The 21593-nt window shown below is 72.6% G+C and carries 19 protein-coding genes; 6 read left to right on the top strand and 13 right to left on the bottom strand.

Going from position 1 to position 21593, the window contains the following annotated elements:
* The first annotated feature begins 112 nt into the window (after window positions 1-112).
* The 3 genes from AC067A_RS29315 to AC067A_RS29325 all read left to right on the top strand — a co-directional run bounded on the left by AC067A_RS29315 (window position 113) and on the right by AC067A_RS29325 (window position 2684).
* Window positions 113-469 (top strand): VOC family protein, encoded by a 357-nt coding sequence (locus tag AC067A_RS29315; protein WP_479245499.1) that lies wholly within the window; start codon window positions 113-115, stop codon window positions 467-469.
* Window positions 470-565: 96 nt separating this feature from the next.
* Complete coding sequence (locus tag AC067A_RS29320; RefSeq protein ID WP_479245501.1) at window positions 566-2092, top strand: helix-turn-helix domain-containing protein; 1527 nt, start codon at window positions 566-568, stop codon at window positions 2090-2092.
* A gap of 169 nt (window positions 2093-2261) precedes the next feature.
* Window positions 2262-2684: an SPW repeat domain-containing protein gene (locus AC067A_RS29325; RefSeq protein ID WP_479245503.1), complete on the top strand. Its 423-nt coding sequence runs from the start codon at window positions 2262-2264 to the stop codon at window positions 2682-2684.
* Here the strand turns inward: AC067A_RS29325 and AC067A_RS29330 are convergent, their stop codons facing one another.
* The 6 genes from AC067A_RS29330 to AC067A_RS29355 form a co-directional block, all read right to left on the bottom strand.
* Window positions 2685-3125, bottom strand: coding sequence for a hypothetical protein (locus tag AC067A_RS29330; RefSeq protein WP_479245504.1), 441 nt, complete (start codon window positions 3123-3125; stop codon window positions 2685-2687).
* Window positions 3126-3127: 2 nt separating this feature from the next.
* Window positions 3128-4843 (bottom strand): aa3-type cytochrome oxidase subunit I, encoded by a 1716-nt coding sequence (gene ctaD, locus AC067A_RS29335; RefSeq protein WP_479245506.1) that lies wholly within the window; start codon window positions 4841-4843, stop codon window positions 3128-3130.
* Window positions 4844-5126: 283 nt separating this feature from the next.
* Window positions 5127-5603 (bottom strand): SPW repeat protein, encoded by a 477-nt coding sequence (locus AC067A_RS29340; protein WP_479245507.1) that lies wholly within the window; start codon window positions 5601-5603, stop codon window positions 5127-5129.
* Between the two features lie 231 nt (window positions 5604-5834).
* On the bottom strand, window positions 5835-7388 hold the full coding sequence (locus AC067A_RS29345; protein WP_479245509.1) for an MFS transporter: 1554 nt from the start codon (window positions 7386-7388) through the stop codon (window positions 5835-5837).
* 93 nt (window positions 7389-7481) lie between these two features.
* Window positions 7482-7895: a RidA family protein gene (locus AC067A_RS29350; protein ID WP_479245510.1), complete on the bottom strand. Its 414-nt coding sequence runs from the start codon at window positions 7893-7895 to the stop codon at window positions 7482-7484.
* A complete protein-coding gene (locus AC067A_RS29355; RefSeq protein ID WP_479245512.1) occupies window positions 7892-9136 on the bottom strand; it encodes an acyl-CoA dehydrogenase family protein in 1245 nt (414 codons plus the stop codon). The genes AC067A_RS29350 and AC067A_RS29355 overlap by 4 nt, the downstream gene beginning before the upstream one ends.
* Window positions 9137-9322: 186 nt before the next feature.
* Here AC067A_RS29355 and AC067A_RS29360 point away from each other — a divergent pair, with 186 nt between their 5' ends.
* Together AC067A_RS29360 and AC067A_RS29365 are read left to right on the top strand one after the other, a co-directional pair.
* Window positions 9323-10951, top strand: coding sequence for an AMP-binding protein (locus AC067A_RS29360; protein ID WP_479245513.1), 1629 nt, complete (start codon window positions 9323-9325; stop codon window positions 10949-10951).
* Window positions 10952-11159: 208 nt separating this feature from the next.
* The gene (locus AC067A_RS29365; RefSeq protein WP_479245514.1) at window positions 11160-11978 is read left to right on the top strand and encodes a PaaX family transcriptional regulator; all 819 of its coding nucleotides are present in this window, start codon (window positions 11160-11162) and stop codon (window positions 11976-11978) included.
* On the opposite strand, the gene AC067A_RS29370 is transcribed toward AC067A_RS29365, so the two are convergent.
* The 3 genes from AC067A_RS29370 to AC067A_RS29380 form a co-directional block, all read right to left on the bottom strand.
* Window positions 11975-12505: an anthrone oxygenase family protein gene (locus AC067A_RS29370; RefSeq protein ID WP_479245516.1), complete on the bottom strand. Its 531-nt coding sequence runs from the start codon at window positions 12503-12505 to the stop codon at window positions 11975-11977. The genes AC067A_RS29365 and AC067A_RS29370 overlap by 4 nt on opposite strands.
* Window positions 12506-12592: 87 nt before the next feature.
* Window positions 12593-14890: a bifunctional salicylyl-CoA 5-hydroxylase/oxidoreductase gene (locus tag AC067A_RS29375; RefSeq protein WP_479245518.1), complete on the bottom strand. Its 2298-nt coding sequence runs from the start codon at window positions 14888-14890 to the stop codon at window positions 12593-12595.
* Window positions 14891-14892: 2 nt separating this feature from the next.
* A complete protein-coding gene (locus AC067A_RS29380; protein ID WP_479245520.1) occupies window positions 14893-15720 on the bottom strand; it encodes an enoyl-CoA hydratase family protein in 828 nt (275 codons plus the stop codon).
* A gap of 390 nt (window positions 15721-16110) precedes the next feature.
* On the opposite strand from AC067A_RS29380, the gene AC067A_RS29385 reads away from it, so the two are divergent.
* Entirely contained in the window at window positions 16111-16611 is a 501-nt protein-coding gene (locus AC067A_RS29385; protein WP_479245635.1) for an ATP-binding protein, read from the top strand.
* 79 nt (window positions 16612-16690) lie between these two features.
* Here AC067A_RS29385 and argF read toward each other — a convergent pair whose 3' ends face one another.
* From argF to AC067A_RS29405, 4 genes are all read right to left on the bottom strand, one after another.
* Complete coding sequence (gene argF / locus AC067A_RS29390; protein ID WP_479245522.1) at window positions 16691-17704, bottom strand: ornithine carbamoyltransferase; 1014 nt, start codon at window positions 17702-17704, stop codon at window positions 16691-16693.
* A gap of 122 nt (window positions 17705-17826) precedes the next feature.
* A complete protein-coding gene (locus tag AC067A_RS29395) occupies window positions 17827-19059 on the bottom strand; it encodes an arginine deiminase (protein ID WP_479245524.1) in 1233 nt (410 codons plus the stop codon).
* Window positions 19060-19232: 173 nt separating this feature from the next.
* Window positions 19233-20618 carry a hypothetical protein gene (locus AC067A_RS29400; protein ID WP_479245525.1) on the bottom strand — a complete coding sequence of 462 codons (1386 nt, stop codon included), beginning with the start codon at window positions 20616-20618 and terminating at the stop codon, window positions 19233-19235.
* Window positions 20615-21487 carry a nucleotidyl cyclase domain-containing protein gene (locus tag AC067A_RS29405; protein WP_479245526.1) on the bottom strand — a complete coding sequence of 291 codons (873 nt, stop codon included), beginning with the start codon at window positions 21485-21487 and terminating at the stop codon, window positions 20615-20617. The genes AC067A_RS29400 and AC067A_RS29405 overlap by 4 nt, the downstream gene beginning before the upstream one ends.
* Window positions 21488-21593 lie beyond the last annotated feature (106 nt).

The following is a 21593-nucleotide window of genomic DNA, read 5'->3' on the forward strand; positions in this document are numbered from 1 at the left end:
ACCGCCGCACGGTCATGCCTGGCATGCTGCGGATCCCCGGGGAGGCCCGCCGCCGCCCCCGAACGGATGCGGTCCGATGGCCCCGGCCGGGCCCCCGGCCGACGATCGATCCATGTTCAGTGGCGCGCACGTGATTCTCTACACCCGGGACGCCGAGGCCGACCGGGCCTTCCTCAAGGACGTCGTCGGCTTCGGGCACGTGGACGCCGGAGGCGGCTGGCTCGTCTTCAGGCTGCCGCCCGCCGAGGTCGCGGTGCACCCGACGGAGGGCGAGCCGAAGCACGAGGTCTACCTGATGTGCGAGGACCTCACGCGCACCCTCACCACACTGGAGGACCGGGGTGCGGAGATCTCACGGGCCATCACCGACCAGGGGTGGGGACTGCTGGCGGCGGTGCGCCTGCCGAGCGGCACGGAGCTTCCGCTGTACGAGCCCCGCCATCCCACGGCACTGGACCTTCCCGACTAGACCAATCCGGCCATATCGGCACATACATAACGAGCCATCACCCGAACGCACCAGCCCAGTGATCGTCACATCTCATATCTGAGATAACGTGACGCCATGGCAGACGACTACCTCGTACGCATCGGCAAGCTCATCCGTGACGCCCGGCAACACCGCGGCTGGACACAGACGCAGCTCGCCGACGCGCTGGCCACGAGCCAGAGCGCCGTCAACCGGATCGAGCGCGGCAACCAGAACATCAGCCTTGAGATGATCGCCAGGATCGGCGAGGCCCTCGACAGCGAGATCGTGTCCCTGGGTTACGCGGGACCCATGCACCTGCGCGTCGTCGGCCGCCGCCGGCTCTCCGGCGCCATCGACGTCAAGACGAGCAAGAACGCCTGTGTCGCGCTGCTCTGCGCCTCGCTCCTCAACAAGGGCCGCACCGTCCTGCGCCGCGTCGCCCGCATCGAGGAGGTCTTCCGGCTCCTGGAGGTCCTCAACTCCATCGGCGTCCGCACCCGCTGGATCAACGACGGGGTCGACCTGGAGATCGTGCCGCCCGCCGAGCTGGACATGGAGTCCATCGACGCCGAGGCCGCGATCCGCACCCGCTCCATCATCATGTTCCTCGGCCCGCTGCTGCACCGCATGGACCGCTTCAAGCTGCCGTACGCCGGTGGCTGCGACCTCGGCACGCGCACGATCGAGCCGCACATGATCGCCCTGCGCCGCTTCGGCCTGGAGGTCACCGCCACCGAGGGCATCTACCACGCCCAGGTCGGCCGTGTCGCCCCCGACCGCCCGATCGTCCTGACCGAGCGCGGCGACACGGTCACCGAGAACGCGCTGCTCGCCGCCGCCCGGCACGACGGCGTCACCGTCATCCGCAACGCCTCCTCCAACTACATGGTCCAGGACCTGTGCTTCTTCCTGGAGGCGCTCGGCGTACGGGTCGACGGCATCGGCACCACCACCCTGACCGTCCACGGCGTGCCGCAGATCGACGTCGACGTCGACTACTCCCCCTCCGAGGACCCGGTCGAGGCGATGAGCCTCGTCGCCGCCGCGGTCGTCACCGAGTCGGAGCTGACCATCCGGCGCGTCCCCATCGAGTTCATGGAGATCGAGCTCGCGGTCCTGGAGGAGATGGGCCTCGACCACGACCGCTCCCCCGAGTACGCCGCCGACAACGGCCGCACCCGCCTCGTCGACCTCACGGTCCGCCCCTCCAAACTGGAGGCGCCGATCGACAAGATCCACCCGATGCCCTTCCCGGGCCTCAACATCGACAACGTCCCCTTCTTCGCGGCCATCGCCGCCACCGCCCAGGGCAAGACCCTCATCCACGACTGGGTCTACGACAACCGCGCCATCTACCTCACCGACCTCAACCGCCTCGGCGGCCGCCTCCAGCTCCTCGACCCCCACCGCGTCCTCGTCGAGGGCCCCACCCGCTGGCGCGCCGCCGAGATGATGTGCCCGCCGGCCCTCCGCCCGGCCGTGGTCGTCCTCCTCGCCATGATGGCCGCCGAGGGCACCTCCGTCCTCCGCAACGTCTACGTCATCAACCGCGGCTACGAGGACCTCGCGGAGCGCCTCAACTCCATCGGCGCCCAGATCGAGATCTTCCGGGACATCTGAGCGGCCGGCCGGCCGTATCGCCGCCGAAGGGGGAGGCCGTCGCCGGCGGCCTCCCCCTTCGGCGGCGGTACGGGCACGGGGCGCCCGGCCGCTGTTCCCGCCGCGCGAGTGGGACGGGCTTCGGCGGGTAGCCGCCATGGGCCATCCGGACCGGAGGAGATGAGGGGCCATGGTGATCCACATCGACCGGGGACTGACACCGCGCGTCGCGGATCCGCCTCATGTGCTGCGTCAGGGAGCACATGACCAGATCCTGGGCCTGCTGATGCTGGCGGTATCGGTGGTGCTGCTGCTGATGCCGATGGCCACGCAGCTCGGGCCGAAAGACGCGCAGGTGAACGAGTTCCTGGTCGGGCTGGTCGTCGCGTTCACCGCCGGCTCGCGCATCTACCGCGGCGGAGGTCTGTGGTCCGACGCAGTCGTGGGCCTGGCGGGCCTGTGGCTGCTCGTCTCGCCGTTCGTCCTCGACACCCAGAACACCGCCGTGCACACGGCGGACCACATGCTCGCCCTCCTCGCCGGCAGCGCACTGATCGTCCTGAGCGGTGCCTCCATGCTGCTGTGGTGGCTGGACCGCAGGCACCGCACCTGACTAACCGGCGGCCCGCGCCACCACCCCCACCACGACGGCCATACCGCCGGCCAGGCCGAGGAACGTGGCGACCAGACGCCGGCGCAGGGATGCGTAACGGTGGCCGTACTCCCCGCGCAGTTCGTCCGCTCGCGCCGCGGTGGCCCGGAGCATCCGGCACCGAAGGGCCAGGTGCTCCTGCTCGAACACGCGGGCCACCTCCGCCTCCTCTCGCGGCCCCAGCCAGGGGAACCGGCGGGCGAAGGCGATGCCGGCCTCGGCGGCCTCGGTCCTGGCACGCTGCGCGAGCAGGTAGCCCTCCAGCCGGGCGATGCCGGCGGACGCCTCCTCGGTGACGGCGCGGGGAGGGAGCGCGCCGGACCCGGCCGGACCCGGGGCCTCGCCGCCGTCGCCCTCGTGGCCCGCGGAGCCGTGCGGCTCCCGACGGCCGGGCATGGCCATGCTTACCGGCCCCCCTCGGGGCTCTGCGCGGCGCCGGGGTCGTCGATGACGTCCCGCTTGTGCGTCCGGCCGTGGTCGAGGGCCGCCAGGCCGGGGTAGTTCAGGTCGAAGGCGGGGGACTCGGAGCGGATCTTCGGCAGGGTGAGGAAGTTGTGGCGGGGCGGGGGACACGACGTGGCCCATTCGAGGGAGCGGCCGAAGCCCCAGGGGTCGTCGACGGTGACGCGAGGGGCGGTCTTGGCGGTCTTCCAGACGTTGTAGAGGAACGGCAGGGTGGACATGCCCAGGAGGAAGGCCCCGATGGAGGAGAAGGAGTTGAGGGCGGTGAAGCCGTCGGCCTGCAGGTAGTCGGCGTAGCGGCGCGGCATGCCCTCGGCGCCCAGCCAGTGCTGGACGAGGAAGGTCATGTGGAACCCGATGAACAGCGTCCAGAAGTGCATCTTGCCGAGGCGTTCGTCGAGCATCGTGCCGGTCATCTTCGGCCACCAGAAGTAGAACCCGGCGAACATCGCGAAGACGACCGTGCCGAAGACGACGTAGTGGAAGTGGGCGACGACGAAGTAGCTGTCGGTGACCTGGAAGTCCATGGGCGGCGAGGCGAGGATGATGCCGGTCAGCCCGCCGAACAGGAACGTCACCAGGAAGCCGATCGACCACAGCATCGGCGTCTCGAAGGAGATGGACCCCTTCCACATGGTGCCGATCCAGTTGAAGAACTTCACCCCCGTGGGCACGGCGATGAGGAAGGTCATGAAGGAGAAGAACGGCAGCAGCACCGCTCCGGTGGCGAACATGTGGTGTGCCCAGACGGTGACCGACAGGCCGGCGATCGCGATCGTGGCGCCGACGAGGCCCACGTAACCGAAGATCGGTTTGCGGGAGAAGACGGGCAGGATCTCGGTGACGATCCCGAAGAACGGCAGCGCGATGATGTAGACCTCGGGATGCCCGAAGAACCAGAACAGGTGCTGCCACAGCAGCGCTCCGCCGTTCTGCGGATCGTAGATGTGCGCCCCGAACTGCCGGTCCGCCTCCAGCGCGAACAGCGCCGCCGCCAGCACGGGGAACGCGAACAGCACCAGCACCGACGTCAGCAGCACGTTCCAGGTGAAGATCGGCATCCGGAACATCGTCATCCCCGGGGCGCGCATGCAGATGATCGTGGTGATGAAGTTGACCGCGCCCAGGATCGTCCCGAAGCCACCGAGCGCGAGACCCATGATCCACATGTCGGCGCCGACGTACGGGGTGCGCTCCCCGCCGCTGAGCGGGGTGTAGGCGGTCCAGCCGAAGTCGGCGGTGCCCTGGCTGGTGAACACTCCCGCGAAGGCGATCAGGCCGCCGCACAGGAACAGCCAGTAGGAGAACATGTTCAGCCGCGGGAAGGCGACGTCGGGCGAGCCGATCTGCAGGGGCATGATCGCGTTGGCGAAGCCGGCGAAGGTCGGCGTCGCGAAGAGCAGCAGCATCACCGTGCCGTGCAGCGTGAACGTCTGGTTGTACTGCTCGGGCGAGAGGATCTGCAGGCCGGGCCGCGCCAGCTCCGCGCGGATCAGGAGGGCCATCACCCCGCCGAGCAGGAAGAACACGAACGACGTGATGAGGTAGAGATGCCCGATCTTCTTGTGGTCCGTCGTCGTCAGCCAGTCCACGACGACACGTCCCCGGCCTCTCTTCCTCACCGGCACGAGGGTGGGTGGCTCCGTGGAGGTGACCATGAGAACTCCGTGAGGGACGAAGGGGACGCAGACGGGCAGAATTACCCTAGGCGGATCATCGCCGGACAAACGCCGTAACACGCGGTCCGCACACCCGTCGTTTCGGCACACGGGCGCCGACCTGCGGATTTCTTCGCCTTCACCACGAGGACCATCCATACGGCGGGCGTGGGCCACGGGGCCACGCGCGCCGGGTGCACCCCGTCACGCCCACGAGACGCCCACGAGCAGGCCGCCAGGAGAGGGCTCCTGGCGGCGCGGGCGGCAGTCGGTCATCGTCCGTCTAGGACATGGGGCGACCGCCTCCGACCGAGGGGCCCTTACCGGTACGCCGGGGCTCGCGGTCACGGGCGGCGGAGGCGGCCGCGAGGGCGAGGAGGGTGGCGACGGCACCGGTGATCAGGTTGCTGGTGATCGAGCGGGTATGGGCGACATCACCGGCGACGACCCACGGGGCGACGCAGGTCCAGATGCCGATGGCGGCTGCCGCCCAGGCCATGGAGTGCGTTCGCTCGTAGGAGTTGCCCAGGCCTCCGAGGAGAAGCATGTAGGCGATTCCGGCGATGAGGTTGGTGACGGCCAGGGTGGTGAAGCCGTTGAAACCGGCGATCCACGGGGACGCCGCGAGGTAGAGGCCGGTGATCAGGGCGAGTGCCTCGATCATCTGGGCGCGCGGAGTCGCGGCGGCCCGGTCGTGCCGTGCGCGCAGTTCCACGAGATCGGGATGTTCGTCGATGGGTGCGCGGTGCGTTGACGCCATGACTGCCTCCTGAGGAGATAGGGCGCTTGCTCACCGGCTCATACCCACATAAAGAGAACATATAGGCATAAAAACGTCTTCTGTCGGCCGATTTCCCGGCCCCTCCGCCCGCGCCCCCACCCGGCACCCCCACCCGGTGCGCCCGGCGGCGGCGTCCGCCGTCGGTGACGACCGAGGCGAAGCCGGTCGGCTTCGCCTCGGTCGTCGTTCGTCCCGCCGCGGGTCGCGGGGTCAGCCCATGCCCGGGGGGCCCATGCCGCCCTTGAGGCGCTCGATGTCGGAGGCGCGGACCTGGATGACGAAGAGGGCGACGAGGGCGCCGACGACGGCGAAGACGGCGGCGGTGACGAAGCCCGCGGAGACGCCGGAGGTGAGGACCTGGTCGGCGTAGGGAGGGGGGAGTTGGCCGGTCTCGGCGAAGCGGGCCTTCTCGAGGGGGCCGGCCTGGGAGAGGAAGGCCGGGACCTGGACGTCGGCCTCGTTGCGGCTGGCGGTGCCGAAGACGGTGACGAGGATGGAGAGGCCGAGCGAACCGCCCACCTGCTGCATGGCGTTGAGGAGGCCGGAGGCGGCGCCGGATTCCTGGGGCTCGACGTTGGACAGGGCCATGATGGTGAGGGAGACGAACATCAGGCCCATGCCGAGGCCGAAGACGAGGATCGGGCCGAGGATGCTGCCCAGGTAGGTCGAGTTCACGTCGGTGAGCGTCAGCCAGGAGAGGCCGACCGCTGCGAGCACCGAGCCGGTCACCATGAAGGGTTTGGGGCCGTAGCGGGGCAGCAGGTTGGACGTGAGGCCGGCGCCGACCCCGATGATGGCGCTGACCGGCAGGAACGCGAGGCCGGTCGCCAGGGGGCTGAAGCCGAGCACCTGCTGCACGAACAGGGTGAGGAAGAAGAACATCCCGAAGATGGCCGCCGCCAGGCAGAGCATGATGACGTAGGTGCCCGAGCGGTTGCGGTCGGCGAACATGTGCAGCGGTGTGATGGGCTGTTGGGAGCGCCGCTCGATCAGGATGAACGCCGCCAGGAGGACGACGGCGGCGACGAAGGAGCCGATCGTGTAGGGGTCGCTCCAGCCTTCCTGCGCGGCCCGGATGAATCCGTACACCAGGGCCACCATGCCGAGGGTCGAGGTGAGCGCGCCGGCGAGGTCGAAGTGACCGGGGTGCCGCTCGGACTCCTTGACGTGGCGGGGCGTGAGCAGCGCGATGACCACGGCGATCGGGACGTTGACGAAGAAGATCCAGCGCCAGTCGAGCCATTGGACGAGCATGCCGCCGGCCACCAGGCCGATCGCGCCGCCGCCGGCCGAGACGCCCGCGAAGACGCCGAAGGCCCTGTTGCGTTCCGGGCCTTCGTCGAAGGTGGTGGTGATGAGGGACAGGGAGGTCGGCGAGGCGATGGCGCCGCCGACGCCCTGGAGGGCCCGGGCCGCCAGGAGTTGCCACTCGCTCTGCGCGAGTCCGCAGAAGAGGGAGGCGAGTCCGAAGAGCAGCACGCCGAAGATGAAGACCCGTCGCCTGCCCAGGATGTCGCCGGCGCGGCCGCCGAGGAGCAACAGGCCGCCGAAGGTGAGGGTGTAGGCGTTGACGACCCAGGACAGGCTGGTCGTGGAGAAGTCCAGGGCGCTCTGGATGTGCGGGAGCGCGATGTTCACGATCGTGATGTCGAGGACCACCATCAGCTGGCAGGACGCGATCACGAACAGGGCGATGCCCTTGCCGTCACCGCCCTTCCCGGAAGTGGCGGTCGGTGCCGGTGTCGTCGGCTTGGGTGTACTCATTGGGGAGCCTCGGGTACTCGCCTGGTGAGTGAGCCGTGGGCCGGTCAGTCCACCTTTCGACACTAAGCCCGGCCCGCACGGGTGACCAGTTGATCAAGCGGGGGCCGGCTCGTCCAGGACGGCGAAGCCGTCCAGTTCCACCCGCGCCTGCTCGTCCCAGAGGCGTACGACTCCGATGACCGCCATCGCGGGGTAGTCGCGGCCCGCCAACCGGCGCCACACGCGGCCGAGTTCGTGGGCGTGGGCGCGGTAGTCGTCGACGTCGGTGGTGTAGACGGTGACGCGCGCGAGGTCGGCCGGGGTGCCGCCGGCGTGCCGCAGGGCTGTGAGCAGATTGCCGAGGGCGGTGGTGAACTGCTCGGGGAGGGTCTCCCCCACCACCTTGCCCTCGGTGTCGAGGGCGGTCTGCCCGGCGAGGAAGACCAGCCGGGTGCCGGTGGCGGTGACGGCGTGGGTGAACCCGGCGGGCGGGGCGAGTTCGGCGGGGTTGTGCCGGTGCAGGCTCATGCGGACGGGACCTCCTGCTCGCGTGCGTACGGGTCACTCGCGACCGGCTCCGGCGGGTGCGGCGCGGTGGGGCGGGCGGTGGCGTGGGGGCCGGCTGCGTGCGGTGCCGTGGGGCGGGCGGTGGCGTGGGTCGCGTACAGCTCCTTGGCGATGATGGTGCGCTGGACCTCGGTGGCGCCCTCGTAGATCCGGGGGGCCCGGACCTCGCGGTAGAGGTGTTCGAGGAGGTGGCCGCGCTGGAGGGCGGCGGCGCCGTGCAGCTGGACGGCGGAGTCGACGACGTACTGGGCGGTCTCGGTGGCGAGGAGTTTGGCCATGGCGGAGCGGCGGGGCACGTCGGGGTCGCCGGCGTCGTACGCGGCGGCCGCGGCGTACACGAGGAGGCGGGCGGCCTCGGTGCGGGTGGCCATGTCGGCGATGCGGTGCGAGACGGCCTGGAGGTCGGCGAGGACACCGCCGAAGGCGGGGCGGGCGGCGGTGTGGGCGAGGGCGGCGTCGAGGGCGGCCTGGGCCATGCCGACGGCGAAGGCGCCGACGCTGGGCCGGAAGAGGTTGAGGGTGTTCATGGCGACCCGGAAGCCCTGGTCGGGTGCGCCGAGGAGGTCCTCGGGGCCGACGGGGACGCCGTCGAAGGTGAGGGTTCCGAGGGCGTGCGGGGCGAGCATGTCGAGGGGTTCGCCGCCGAGTCCCGGGCGGTCGGCGGGGACGAGGAAGGCGGTGACGCCACGGGCGCCGGCGCCGGGGGTGGTACGGGCGAAGACGGTGGCGAAGTCGGCCTCGGGGGCGTTGGAGATCCACCGTTTCTCGCCGTGCAGGTGCCAGCCGCCGCGTCCGTCGGGGACGGCGTCGAGGGCGAGGGCGGCGGCGTCGGAACCGGCGCCGGGTTCCGACAGGGCGAAGGCGGCGACGGCCCGGCCCGCGGTGACCTCGGGGAGCCAGCGGTCGCGCTGGGCGGGGGTGCCGAAGGCGGCGACGGGGTGGCTGCCGAGGCCCTGGAGGGCGAGGGCGGTCTCGGCCTCGGTGCAGGTGCGGGCGAGGGATTCGCGCAGGAGGCACAGTTCGAGGGCGCCCGCGTCGAAGAGGCGGGCGAGGAGGCCGAGGTCGCCGAGGGCGGCGACGAGGGGGCGGTTGACCCGGCCGGGTTCGCCCCTCTCCGCGAGGGGCTTCAGGCGTTCGGCGGCGAGGGTACGGAGCTCCGCACACCAGGTGGTCTGTTCCGGTTCGAGCGAGAATGCGGGCATGTGGGCCCTCCCTGACGCCCTCGGGCGCCTTCGTCCCTGTGCCGTGCGGCGCTTCCGTTCCCGCACCGTCCGGCGGGGGCGGGCGCATGCCGTCCGGCTTCCTTGTCGCGGACCGTTGACTGCCGTCACCAACACGATACGCTCGTGTGGCGTTGAGCGACCCCACCACGACAGGGGGACGGACTCATGGAGCTGACACCCTCGGCCCACCTCGACACCTTCACCCGAGATCGGCTGCCGCCGCCGGACCGGTGGCCGCGTCTCCTCTTCGACCTCCCGGAGCTCGCGTACCCCGACCGGCTCAACTGCGGGAGGGAACTCCTCGACCGCACGGTGGAACGATTCGGCGCGGACCGGCCGGCCTTCCACGACGGCGAGGGCGGGGTCTGGAGCTACGGAGAGCTCAGGGACCGGGTCGACCGGATCGCCCACGTCCTCACCTCCGACCTGAAGGTCAGGCCCGGCAACCGGGTCCTGCTGCGCGGCCCCACCACCCCCTGGCTGGCGGCCTGCTGGCTCGCCGTGATGAAGGCGGGCGCCGTCGCCGTCACCGTCCTGGCCCAGCAGCGGGCCCCCGAACTGGCCGTGATGGCGGACGCGGCCCGCTGCACCCACGCCCTGTGCGACGTCCACGCCCTCGACGAACTCCTCCGGGCCGGGATCCCCGGCCTCCGCGTCACCCCGTTCGGCGGGGACGACCCGGACGACCTGCTGGCGCTCGCGGACCGCCGCCCCGGCCCGTACGAGGCGGTGGCGACGGCCGCCGACGACGTCGCCCTCATCGCCTTCACCTCCGGCACGACCGGGCGCCCCAAGGGCTGCGTGCACTTCCACCGGGACGTCCTCGCCGTCGCCGACACCTTCTCCGCGCGCGTCCTGCGCCCGCTGCCCGACGACGTCTTCGGGGGCTCCCCGCCACTCGCCTTCACCTTCGGCCTCGGCGGGCTCGTCGTCTTCCCGCTGCGCGCCGGGGCGAGCGCGGTCCTGCTCCCCCAGGCCGGCCCCAAGCAGCTGCTCGCGGCGATCGAGCGGAACCGCGTCTCGGTGCTCTTCACGGCCCCGACGGCGTACCGCGTGATGCTCGGCGAGCTGACCGACGGCACCGCCCCGGACGTGAGCTCGCTGCGTCGCTGCGTCTCCGCCGGCGAGAACCTGCCGGAGGCGACGTGGAAGGCCTGGTACGCGCGGACGGGCCTGCGCCTGATCAACGGCATCGGCGCGACCGAGCTGCTGCACATCTTCATCGCCGCCGCCGACGGCGACATCCGCCCGGGCACCACCGGCCGCCCGGTGCCCGGCTGGCAGGCCAGGGTCGTGGACCGGGACGGCCGGGGCGTCCCGGACGGCACCGAGGGGCTGCTCGCGGTGCGCGGCCCGGTGGGCTGCCGCTACCTGGCCGACCCGCGTCAGGCCGAGTACGTGCGGGACGGCTGGAACCTGACGGGGGACACGTACGTCCGTGAGCCCGACGGCTACTTCCGCTACGTCTCGCGCGCCGACGACATGATCATCTCGGCCGGGTACAACATCGCCGGGCCCCAGGTCGAGGAGGCCCTCCTCGACCACCCGGACGTGGTGGAGACGGCGGTGGTGGGCCGTCCCGACGAGCTGCGCGGCCAGGTCGTCGTGGCGTACACGGTGGTACGGGACGGGGTGCCGCGCGACGCGGGCACCGCCGCCGCCCTGCGGGCCTTCGTCCGCGCCCGCCTCGCCCCGTACAAGACGCCCCGGGAGATCGTCTTCCTGGACGCGCTGCCCCGCACGGCGACGGGCAAGCTCCAGCGCTTCCGGCTCCGGGAGGAGGAGAAGGAGTGAGGGCGGCCCCGACAGCGCCGGGCCGGACCCGAGCGGGATCCGGGCCGACCCGGGCAGACCCGGGCGGGATCCCGGCCGGAACCGGGGAGGCCCCGGGCCCCACGTGGGCCGGACCTGGGCGGACCGCGCGGGACCGTCGGAAGATCCCCTCCGGTGCCGGACGCCGCGAGGCGGGTCCCATCGGCGGGACAACCCCTAAAGTGATCACGTGGCCGAGCAGCACACTCCCCGTTCCCTGATCGTCTCCCTCTACGGCGCCTACGGCCGGGGGCCCGACGGTTCGCCGATGCCGGTGGCCGGGCTCATCCGGCTGCTGGCCGTGGTCGGGGTGGACGCGCCCTCGGTGCGTTCCTCGGTGTCACGGCTGAAGCGGCGCGGGCTGCTGCTGCCGGGCCGGACGGCGGACGGCGCGGCGGGATACGCCCTGTCGGACGACGCCCGGCGGCTCCTGGACGACGGTGACCGCCGGATCTACGCCCGCACCGAACCGAAGCTGTCCGAGGGCTGGGTCCTGGCGGTCTTCTCGGTGCCGGAGGCCGAGCGGCACAAGCGCCACCTGCTGCGCTCCCGGCTCGCCCGGCTGGGCTTCGGCACGGCGGCGCCGGGGGTGTGGGTCGCGCCCGCGCGGCTGTACGACGAGACCCGCAACGCCCTGGAGCGGCTGGAGCTCTCCCCGTACGTGGACCTCTTCCGGGGCGACCACCTGGGCTACGCGGCGACGGCCGACGCGGTGGCCCGCTGGTGGGACCTGCCGGCCATCGCCGGCCTCCACGAGGAGTTCCTCGCCGCCCACGAGCCGGTGCTGCGGGCCTGGCGGACGGAGCCCGGCGGCGCCGAGGACGCCTACCGGGACTACCTGCTCGCCCTGGACTCCTGGCGCCGCCTGCCGTACGCCGACCCCGTCCTCCCCGCCGAGCTGCTGCCGGACGACTGGCCCGGCCGCCGCTCGGCCGAGGTCTTCGCCGCCCTGCACGAGCTGCTGCGCGACCGGGGCGCGGACTTCGTGCGGCCGGTGGTCGCTCCCTAGGTGTGCATCTGCCGGAGCGTGCCCGCCCCTGCACCGCTCGGGTTCCGGTCTCGGCTCCGTACGGCCAGCGCGCGGAGGAGACAGGCGAACCCCGCTGTCGTCAGGACGGCTCGGACGGCGTTCCAGGCGACCCAGGGGCCCGCGAAGGCGGCGCGGGCGGCCGTCGGGTCCTGGGCCGAGGCGAGGGCGTCGTTGAGGGGGACGTTCGCGGCGGAGGTGACGAGGAAGACCGCGACGGCGAGGACGAGGGCGGCGAGCGTCCAGGCGCGGGCGCGGCCGGCGCGGTGCTGCCAGGCGGCCACCGCCGCCAGGAGCGGGGCGCCGAGGAACACGGTGAAGAAGGCCGGGTTCTGGATGACGTCGTTGATGTCGCGCATCACCTGGACGTAGACGCGGTCGTCGCTCCGCGCCAGCGCCGGCATCACCGAGCAGACGTACGCGAACCACACCCCCGCGAGGAGTCCGGTCGCCGCCGTCGCCGTGCCGAGGACCGCCCCGGCACCCTTCCCACCCCTGTTTTCTGTCATGTCCTCATTCAAGGGGAGCGGTGGTGCCCACGCCATGCTCCCGCGTCGCACCGGCATACGCGGGCGTCCAGGGGCGCCGGGCGGGTTTCAGTCGCGGCGGCCCGTGGGGGGTCGGCGGCTGCCGGCGCGGTAGGGGGCGGGCCAGGGCGCGGCCGGACCTTCGTAGCCCTGCTCGGCGGCGGCGTGGAGGGTCCAGTGCGGGTCGTAGAGGTGGGGGCGGGCGAGGGCGCAGAGGTCGGCGCGGCCCGCCAGGAGGAGGGAGTTGACGTCGTCCCAGGAGGAGATGGCGCCGACGGCGACGACGGGCACGCCGGTGGCGGCGCGTATGCGGTCGGCGTAGGGGGTCTGGTAGGAGCGGCCGTAGGCGGGCGTCTCGTCGGGGACGACCTGGCCGGTGGAGACGTCGATGGCGTCGGCGCCGTGGGCGGCGAAGGCGCGGGCGATCGCGACGGCGTCCTCGGCGGTCGTCCCGCCCTCGGCCCAGTCGGTGGCCGAGACGCGGACGGTCATCGGGCGGTCGTCGGGCCACACCTCCCGTACGGCGTCGAAGACCTCCAGCGGGAAGCGCAGCCGGGCGTCGAGGCTTCCGCCGTAGGCGTCGGTGCGGTGGTTGGTGAGCGGGGAGAGGAAGCCGGAGAGCAGGTAGCCGTGGGCGCAGTGGAGTTCGAGGAGGTCGAAGTCGCAGCGGGCGGCCCGGCGGGCGGCGGCCGCGAACTCCTCGCGTACGGCGGCGAGTCCGGCGCGGTCGAGGGCGCGGGGGGTCTGGTTGACGCCGGCCCGGTACGGGAGGGGGGAGGCGGCGACGAGCGGCCAGTTGCCCTCGGGCAGGGGCTGGTCGATGCCCTCCCACATGCGGCGCGTGGAGCCCTTGCGGCCGGAGTGGCCGAGCTGGACGCCGATCGCCGTGCCGGGCGCCTGGGCGTGCGCGAAGGCGGTGATCCGGCTCCAGGCGTCGGCCTGCTCGTCGGCCCAGAGCCCGGAGCAGCCCGGGGTGATGCGGCCCTCGGGGCTCACGCACACCATCTCGGTCATGACGAGTCCGGCGCCTCCGAGGGCCCTGGCGCCCAGGTGGACGAGGTGGAAGTCGCCGGGTACGCCGTCCTCGGCGACGTACAGGTCCATGGGCGAGACGACGATCCGGTTGCGCAGCGTCAGCCCGCGCAGGCGGAAGGGCGTGAACATGGGCGGGGTGCCGGGCGGGCAGCCGAAGTCGCGTTCGACCGTGTCGGTGAAGGCCGGGTCGCGCAGCCGCAGGTTGGCGTGGGTGACGCGGCGGCTGCGGGTGAGCAGGTCGAAGGCGAAGCGGCGGGGCGGCCGGTCGACGTGGTCGGCGAGCTCCTCGAACCAGCGGAGGCTGGCGGCCGCCGCGCGCTGGGTGGACTCGACGACGGGGCGGCGACCGCTCTCGTACGCGGTCAGCGCCTCGGCCAGGCCGGGGTGTTCGCCGATGGCGGTGGCGAGGGCGAGGGCGTCCTCGACGGCCAGCTTGGTGCCGGATCCGATGGAGAAGTGCGCGGTGTGGGCGGCGTCGCCGATGAGGACGGTGTTGCCGTACGACCAGCGCTCGTTGACGACGGTGCGGAAGGCGGTCCAGGCGGAGTTGTGGGCGCGCAGTTCCCGGCCGCCGAGCGCCTCGGCGAAGATCTTGGCGCAGCGGGCGGTGGACTCGGCCTCGTCGAGCTCGTGGAACCCGGCGGCGCGCCACACCTCCTCGCGCATCTCGACGATGACGGTGGAGGAGTCGGTCGCATAGGGGTAGGCGTGCATCTGCATCACGCCGTGCTCGGTCTCGGCGATCTCGAACCGGAAGGCGTCGAAGGGGAAGTCGGCGGCGAGCCAGATGTACCGGCAGCGGTGCGGGGTGATACGGGGCCTGAAGTGCGCGGCGTGGGCCTCGCGGGTGCGGCTGTGCACGCCGTCGGCGGCGACGACCAGGTCGTGGGTGGCGGCGAGCTCGTCGGCGGGCGGTGCCTCGGTGCGGAAGCGGAGGCGTACGCCGAGTTCGGCGCAGCGGACGTGGAGCAGTTCCAGGAGCCGCCGCCGGCCGAGCGCGGCGAAGCCGTGGCCGGTGGAGGTGGTGCGGTGGCCCCGGTGCACGACGTCGATGTCGTCCCAGCGGACCAGCTCCCGGCGCAGCGCCTCGTACACGGCCGGGTCGGCGTCCCTGATGCCCCCGAGCGTCTCGTCGGAGAGGACCACGCCGAAGCCGAAGGTGTCCGAGGGCTCGTTCCGCTCCCAGACGGTGACCTCGCGGTCCGGGTCGAGCCGCTTGAGGAGGGCGGCGGCGTAGAGCCCGCCGGGGCCGCCTCCGACGACGGCGATGCGGGAGGGCGGCGGAGCGGATGCCGGGACGCTCGGGCGGGGCGGGTCCGGGGTGGCGGCCATGGCTACCGGCCCTGCCATTTCGGGGGGCGCTTGGCGGTGAAGGCGGCGTGGAACTCGGCGTAGTCCTCGCCGTGCATGAGGAGGGCCTGGGTGGACGCGTCGAGTTCGACGGAGGCGGCGAGGGGCATGTCGAGCTCGGCGGTGAGCAGGGCCTTGGTCTGGGCGAGGGCGAGTGCGGGGCCGTCGGCGAGGCGGCGGGCGAGGTCGGCGGCGCGGGCGTCGGCGGCGCCTTCCTCGGTCAGTTCGCTGAGCAGGCCGATGCGCTCGGCCTCGGCGGCGTGGACGGGTTCGCCGAGCATGAGGAGCCGGGTGGCGTGGCCGAGGCCGACGACCCGGGGCAGCAGGTAGGCCGCGCCCATGTCCCCGCCGGAGAGGCCGACCCGGGTGAAGAGGAAGGCGAAGCGGGTGGTGGGGTCGGCGATCCGGAAGTCGGCGGCGAGGGCGAGGACGGCGCCGGCGCCGGCGGCGACGCCGTGCAGGGCGGCGACGACCGGGAAGGGGCATTCGCGCAGTGCCCGCACGACCTGGCCGGTCATCCGGTTGAAGTCGAGGAGCGCGGCGGTGTCGAGCGAGAGGGTGGCGCCGATGATCTCGTCGACGTCGCCGCCCGAGCAGAAGCCCCTGCCCTCGCCGGCGAGGACGAGGGCGCGGACGGTCCGCTCGCGGGAGAGCTCGGCGAGCAGGTCGCGCAGGTCGGCGTAGGCCCCGAAGGTGAGGGCGTTGAGTTTGGCCGGGCGGGCGAGGGTCACGGTGGCGACGCCCCGGTCGATGTCGAGGCGCAGGTGCTTCCAGTGGGGCGTCCGGGGCGCGGAGCCGGTAAAGGGGCTCATACGGAACGGCCTCCTTCCTCCGTTCGGAGGGTATCACCGTACTGTGACTATCGTCACGAGTACGCGATAAAGGAGCTGTGAGTGAAGCCCTCACAAGGTCCCTGGACGGTCGTGACCGAAGTCCCCGGCGGGGAGGAAGGGGTGCCCTGGGGGGCGGATCTTGCACCTTCTAAGGTTGAAACCAGGACGTCTCGGGATGCCTCCACCCCACTCGCCCACCGCCCACTCGGTGAAGGGAGCCTGCCCATGCCCGAAGCCACCGGCCCCGGCGCCACCGGACCGGAGACCCCCGGATCCGGAGCCGCCGGACCGGAGACCCCCGACCCCGGAGCCGCCGGACACGAAGCCGCCGGATCCGAAGGCATCGACGCCTGCGCCACCGGACCGGAGATCCCCGACCCCGGAGCCGCTGGTTCCGGCGCCACCGCCCCCGCCCCGGCCCGGTCCGTCACCTCCTGGCGCGTCCGGCTGCCGCACACCACCGCCGCTGTGCCGCTGGCCCGCACCCTGATCCGCACCGCGCTCGACGACATCGGCCCGGAGGCAGCCGACCGCCCCTGCGGCGACACGGCCGAGCTGCTCACGGCCGAGCTCGTCGCCAACGCGGTCGAGCACACCGCCGGGCAGGGCCCCATCGAGCTGGTCGTGGAGCTGCTCTCGGCGCCCGGCGGGTGCCAGATCGAGGTCCACGACTCCGAACCCGCCCGGCCCGGCCGCCTCACCTGCCCCGACCCCGTCATGGAGGTCGACCCCTGGCAGGAGCACGGCCGCGGCCTCCTCCTGATCCGCGCGCTCAGCAGCGACTGCGGCCACCGGCCGACCGCGCACGGCAAGGCGGTCTGGTTCACGCTCCCGGGGATCCCGGCCCAGGGCCGGCGCCGGAAGCCGTGACGGGCCGCGCGCGGCGCCCCTCCCCGGCCGAGCCCGGTCGGGCCCGGTCGAGCTCGGCCGGGCTCGGCCGGGCGAGAAGCTACTCCCCCGCCGGACCGGCCAGCGTCGCGACGAGGACCGCCTTGATCGTGTGCATCCGGTTCTCGGCCTCGTCGAAGACGACCGAGTGGGCCGACTCGAAGACCTCGTCGGAGACCTCGAGCTCGGTCAGGCCGTGCCGGGCGTGGATGTCCCGGCCGACGGCCGTGCCCAGGTCGTGGAAGGCCGGCAGGCAGTGCAGGAACCTGACGTCCGGGTTCCCGGTGGCGCGCAGCACGTCCATGGTCACGGCGTACGGGGAGAGGGCGGCGATCCGCTCGTCCCAGACCTCCTTGGGCTCGCCCATGGAGACCCAGACGTCGGTGGCGACGAAGTCGGCACCCCCGACGCCCTCCGCCACGTCCTCGGTGAGCGTGATCACGGCGCCGCTGGTCTCGGCGAGCTTGCGGGCGGCGGCGACGACCTCCTCGGCCGGCCAGTACGCCCGGGGGGCGACGATCCGCACGTCCATGCCGAGCAGGGCGCCGGTGACCAGGTAGGAGTTGCCCATGTTGAAGCGGGCGTCGCCGAGGTAGGCGAAGGTGATCCCGTCGAGCGGCTTGGCCGTGTGCTCGGTCATGGTGAGCACGTCGGCGAGCATCTGGGTGGGGTGCCAGTCGTCGGTGAGCCCGTTGAAGACGGGGACTCCCGCGTAGGCCGCGAGCTCCTCGACCGCCGCCTGGCTGTCGCCCCGGTACTCGATGCCGTCGAACATCCGGCCGAGGACCCGGGCGGTGTCCCGGACCGACTCCTTGTGGCCGATCTGCGAACCCGACGGGTCCAGGTAGGTCGTGGAGGCGCCCTGGTCCGCGGCGGCGACCTCGAAGGCGCAGCGGGTGCGGGTCGAGGTCTTCTCGAAGATCAGCGCGATGTTCCTGCCGCGCAGCCGCTGGACCTCGGTGCCCGCCTTCTTGGCGGCCTTGAGCTCGGCGGAGAGCGCGATCAGGGCGCGGAACTCCTCGGCGGTGAAGTCCAGCTCCTTGAGGAAGTGGCGGCCGATGAGGTCTGTGGCCATGGGACGCGCTCCTGGGGTACGGGTCGGGGGACGACGAGGGGACGACCGTCGGGACCCTGGAAGTCTATACGAGCATCAGCATTTCTATACAGCCCCCTCCGGTCACCTCTCCCGTGCGCCCCTCAGGCGGCCTCCCGCTCCACCGGGCAGCTCATACAGCGCGGGCCGCCCCTCCCCCGGCCCAGCTCGCTGCCGGGGATCTCGATCACCTCGATGCCCTGCTTGCGCAGATGCGTGTTGGTCGTGACGTTGCGCTCGTACGCCACGACCACGCCGGGCTCCACCGCCAGCACGTTGCACCCGTCGTCCCACTGCTCGCGCTCGGCCGCGTGCACGTCCTGGGTCGCCGTGAGGACCCGGATCTCCTGGAGGCCGAGGGCCGCCGCGATGGCGCTGTGCATCCGCTCCGGCGGATGGTCCGTCACCCGCAGGGGATGGCCCGCGTCGCCCGGTTCGATCGTGTACGAGCGGAGCATGCCGAGCCCCGCGTACTGGGTGAACGTGTCCTGGTCGACCATCGTCATCACCGTGTCCAGGTGCATGAACGCCCGCCGCTTCGGCATGTCGAGCGCGACGATCGTGCGCGCCGAACCGGCCGCGAACATGCCCCTGGCCAGCATCTCCACCGCCTGCGGCGTGGTGCGCTCGCTCATCCCGATGAGGACGGCGCCGTTGCCGATGACCAGGACGTCGCCGCCCTCGATCGTCGACGGGTAGTCGGCCTGCCCCTCCGACCAGTGGTGGAAGGACCCCGCCTCCGGGCCCGTGAACAGCGGATGGTGCTTGTAGATCGCCTCGAAGTGCACCGTCTCGCGCTGCCGGGCCGGCCACCGCATCGCGTTGATGGAGACGCCGTCGTAGATCCAGGCCGAGGTGTCCCGGGTGAAGAGGTGGTTCGGCAGCGGACCGAGCACGAAGTCGTCCAGGTCGAGCGCGTGGAAACGGACCGAAGTCGGCTCCCGGTGCGCCGCCAGGAACTCCCGCTTCGTCATCCCGCCGACGAGCGCCTCGCAGAGCGCGACGGCGTCCAGCGAGTCGAACGCCGACCTCAGGTGATCCGCGGCCAGCGGCCCGTACGCCTTCTCGTCGAAGACCCGGTCCAGGACCAGGGCGCGGGCGGCCGGCACGTCCAGGGCCTCGCTCAGCAGGTCCCCGAAGAGGTGCACCACCACCCCCCGGTCGCGCAGCACGTCGGCGAAGCCGTCGTGCTCCTGCCGGGCGCGCCGCACCCAGAGCACGTCGTCGAAGAGAAGGGCGTCCTTGTTGGACGGGGTGAGCCGCTTCAGCTCCAGATCGGGCCGATGCAGGATGACGCGGCGCAGCCGCCCGGTCTCGGAGTCGACATGGAATCCCATGGGCCCATCCTGACGGAGCCGGGCGGCCACGGCCTGCCTTTCGGATCAGGCCGGGCCGCCGCCGGCCGGTCCGGGACGGTCACGTGGGGCCGGGTCGGCTCCCCGGCGCCGGGCCTGCCCCGAGGCGCCGCGGGAGCCGTCGGGCGTACGGGCCGGGGTGCCGTCCGGGGTCGTCACCCGTCGTCCCAGTCGTCGAAGTCGGCGCTGGGCCGGGCGGGACGGGCGGCCCGGGAGGAGCCGCGGCCGCGGTCGGGGCGGTCGCGGTCGGGGCGCTCGCGGTCGTAGGGGTCGTCGCGGTCGTAGCGGTCATAGCGCTCGTACCGGTCGTGGCCGCGGTCCCAGTCCCGGTCGCCCCGGTCGAGTTCGCGGTCCGAGCCCGACTCGACGCGGGTCGGGTCGTAGACCCGGGCGCGGGGCGGGTCGTCGCCCCGCTCGCGGTCACCCGCCGTGGTCGGCGGGTCGTCGTCCCGGTCCGGGCGGCCGGGTTCGGGACGGTGCTCCTCGACGGCGCGGGGAGCGCGGACCCACGCTGCCGGAGGGGGCGGGGACGCGGTCGGTGATGCCGATGGTGCCGGTCCGGAGCGCAGGTACATCAGCACCTGGTGCATCTGCTCGCCGATGTCGTGGCGTTCGAGGACCCCGGTGTCCAGGAGCCGGGTGAGGACCGCGAGGCAGTCCTCCTGCCCTTGGCGCCGTTCCTGCTGGAGCTGGTTGCGTATCTCCCACTGCTTCTCGGGGTGGGCCGCCATGTGGTGGGCGATCCGGGTGAGGTCGCCGCGCCGGAAGAGGGCCTCGATCTCCCGGGCGCGGTCGGCGATCATCGCGCGCTCGGCCGCGTCCTTGCGGCGCTCCGCCTCTGCCTCGCGCGCGTCGGCCTCCATGGTGATGTCGATCCGGTCGCGGCGGCGGACCTCGGCCTTGACGGACTCCTCCAGGTCGATGAAGACGTGGATCCGGGTCCGCAGACCGATGTCCCTGCCGAGGCTGAGGCGGCCGGTGCCCAGTGCCTCGCGCACGGCCTCGTCGGCACGCTGGGCGTCGGTGATCCGGAACCTCCGGGAGAGCCGGCGGAGCCCGTCGAGCAGCTCGGCGTGGAGCAGCTCGGCGACGTCCTCGACCTGCTCCTGGACGACGAGGTGAGGGTCGGTCACCGTCCACTGGATCCGGGCGACCGCCTCGAAGAACACCCCGTCGCCGGCGGCGGGCAGTCGGAACCTGGACTCCGTCACGTTGCGCCCCAGCTGCACCTCGAAGACGGTGTACGGGGAGCCGATGAGGGGCTTGTCGACGTCCTCCTTGCGGTCCGGCCAGACCACGCGGTGGCCGCCGTTGCGGTAGAGAAGCACCGCGGCGATCCGGCCGCTGCGGCGACGGTACGGGGGCGCGTACTCCCGCAGCAGCGGGCCCCGCGGCCGTCCCGGGGAGTCGGCGTCCCCCTCCCGTCCCCGCCCGCCCCCGGCGCGCCCGCCCTGCTCCTCGTACCGCTGCCGTGCCCGCCCGTCGGGTCCCTGGCGGTCGACTCCGCGGCGGTCGGGGCCGCGGCCGTCCTGATCGCTCACTCCGGCTCACCCGCCCGCGCGGTCTTGCGGACGCCCGTGAGATCGCCGTGAACGATATTGCCGTGGACGGTGTTGCCGTGGACGTCGAGCAGGTCTCCCCCGACGTGGTGCGTACGGCTCCCGCTCCCGGTACGGGGCGTTGGGCCGTCCCCCCGCGACGGCCCAACGCCGGTCCGTGCACCCCCGGCCGGTGCCCGCTCCCCCTTGAGCCTCAGCTCTCCCTCGGGCACCGTCTCCCCCTCGGGCACCGTCTCCCCCTCGTCGGCGAGCGGCGGCGCGGTCCTGCGCGGCACGTGGAACCAGGCGGTCTCTTCGCTCTCCTCGGACCGGACGGGGACCTGCCGGTAGTGGCCCGGTTCCACGTAACGACCGCCGAGGGCGACCACGTTCTCGTACAGCCAGTCGGAGGTCACCACGAGCAGGTCGACCTCGGGCGCCTCGGCCATGAGCCGCTTGGCCGGGGCGCTGTCGCAGAGCCGGGCGGCGAGGTCGACCGCCCGGCCGGCCGGCCCGTGCCGGTCCTGGACCACGAGTCCCGCGTTCATGCCGATCCGCAGCCGCAGCCGCCCACTCCGGCCCGTGTTGTGCTCGCGCAGGCTCTCGTAGAGGGTGTCGATCCACCGGCCGACCATGAGGGTCGGCGGCACGTCGGGGCGCAGGGCCGCGAGGATGCCGTCGCCCCGGTCCTCCTGGTGGAAGGTGCCCGGCTCGACTCCGACGGAGCTGTACGCCTCGTCGAAGGCGGCGTACATCGCGGCCCGGTGCAGTTCCTTCTCCGCCGTGCCCATCGCCCCGGAACCGCAGATGGCGCCGAAGACGACGAACCGGTGGATCCCGCCCGCAACTCCGTTCGCTCCCGCACTGCTCACTCGGACTCCCTGTGTGAGGCCTGGTGTCGCTTTGATGCCGTGGTGCTGGGCTGCCGCTCGGTTCCCGCTCGGTTCCGCTCGGTGCCGTTCGGCTCCCGCTCGGTTC

This window comes from Streptomyces sp. NPDC043176 (assembly GCF_056436715.1).

Bases quoted from the DNA above. Each gene is read 5' to 3' on its own strand.
- AC067A_RS29315 (WP_479245499.1), top strand. From the start codon at position 113: ATGTTCAGTGGCGCGCACGTGATTCTCTACACCCGGGACGCCGAGGCC.
- AC067A_RS29320 (WP_479245501.1), top strand. From the start codon at position 566: ATGGCAGACGACTACCTCGTACGCATCGGCAAGCTCATCCGTGACGCC.
- AC067A_RS29325 (WP_479245503.1), top strand. From the start codon at position 2,262: ATGGTGATCCACATCGACCGGGGACTGACACCGCGCGTCGCGGATCCG.
- AC067A_RS29330 (WP_479245504.1), bottom strand. From the start codon at position 3,125: ATGGCCATGCCCGGCCGTCGGGAGCCGCACGGCTCCGCGGGCCACGAG.
- ctaD (WP_479245506.1), bottom strand. From the start codon at position 4,843: ATGGTCACCTCCACGGAGCCACCCACCCTCGTGCCGGTGAGGAAGAGA.
- AC067A_RS29340 (WP_479245507.1), bottom strand. From the start codon at position 5,603: ATGGCGTCAACGCACCGCGCACCCATCGACGAACATCCCGATCTCGTG.
- AC067A_RS29345 (WP_479245509.1), bottom strand. From the start codon at position 7,388: ATGAGTACACCCAAGCCGACGACACCGGCACCGACCGCCACTTCCGGG.
- AC067A_RS29350 (WP_479245510.1), bottom strand. From the start codon at position 7,895: ATGAGCCTGCACCGGCACAACCCCGCCGAACTCGCCCCGCCCGCCGGG.
- AC067A_RS29355 (WP_479245512.1), bottom strand. From the start codon at position 9,136: ATGCCCGCATTCTCGCTCGAACCGGAACAGACCACCTGGTGTGCGGAG.
- AC067A_RS29360 (WP_479245513.1), top strand. From the start codon at position 9,323: ATGGAGCTGACACCCTCGGCCCACCTCGACACCTTCACCCGAGATCGG.
- AC067A_RS29370 (WP_479245516.1), bottom strand. From the start codon at position 12,505: ATGACAGAAAACAGGGGTGGGAAGGGTGCCGGGGCGGTCCTCGGCACG.
- AC067A_RS29375 (WP_479245518.1), bottom strand. From the start codon at position 14,890: ATGGCCGCCACCCCGGACCCGCCCCGCCCGAGCGTCCCGGCATCCGCT.
- AC067A_RS29380 (WP_479245520.1), bottom strand. From the start codon at position 15,720: ATGAGCCCCTTTACCGGCTCCGCGCCCCGGACGCCCCACTGGAAGCAC.
- argF (WP_479245522.1), bottom strand. From the start codon at position 17,704: ATGGCCACAGACCTCATCGGCCGCCACTTCCTCAAGGAGCTGGACTTC.
- AC067A_RS29395 (WP_479245524.1), bottom strand. From the start codon at position 19,059: ATGGGATTCCATGTCGACTCCGAGACCGGGCGGCTGCGCCGCGTCATC.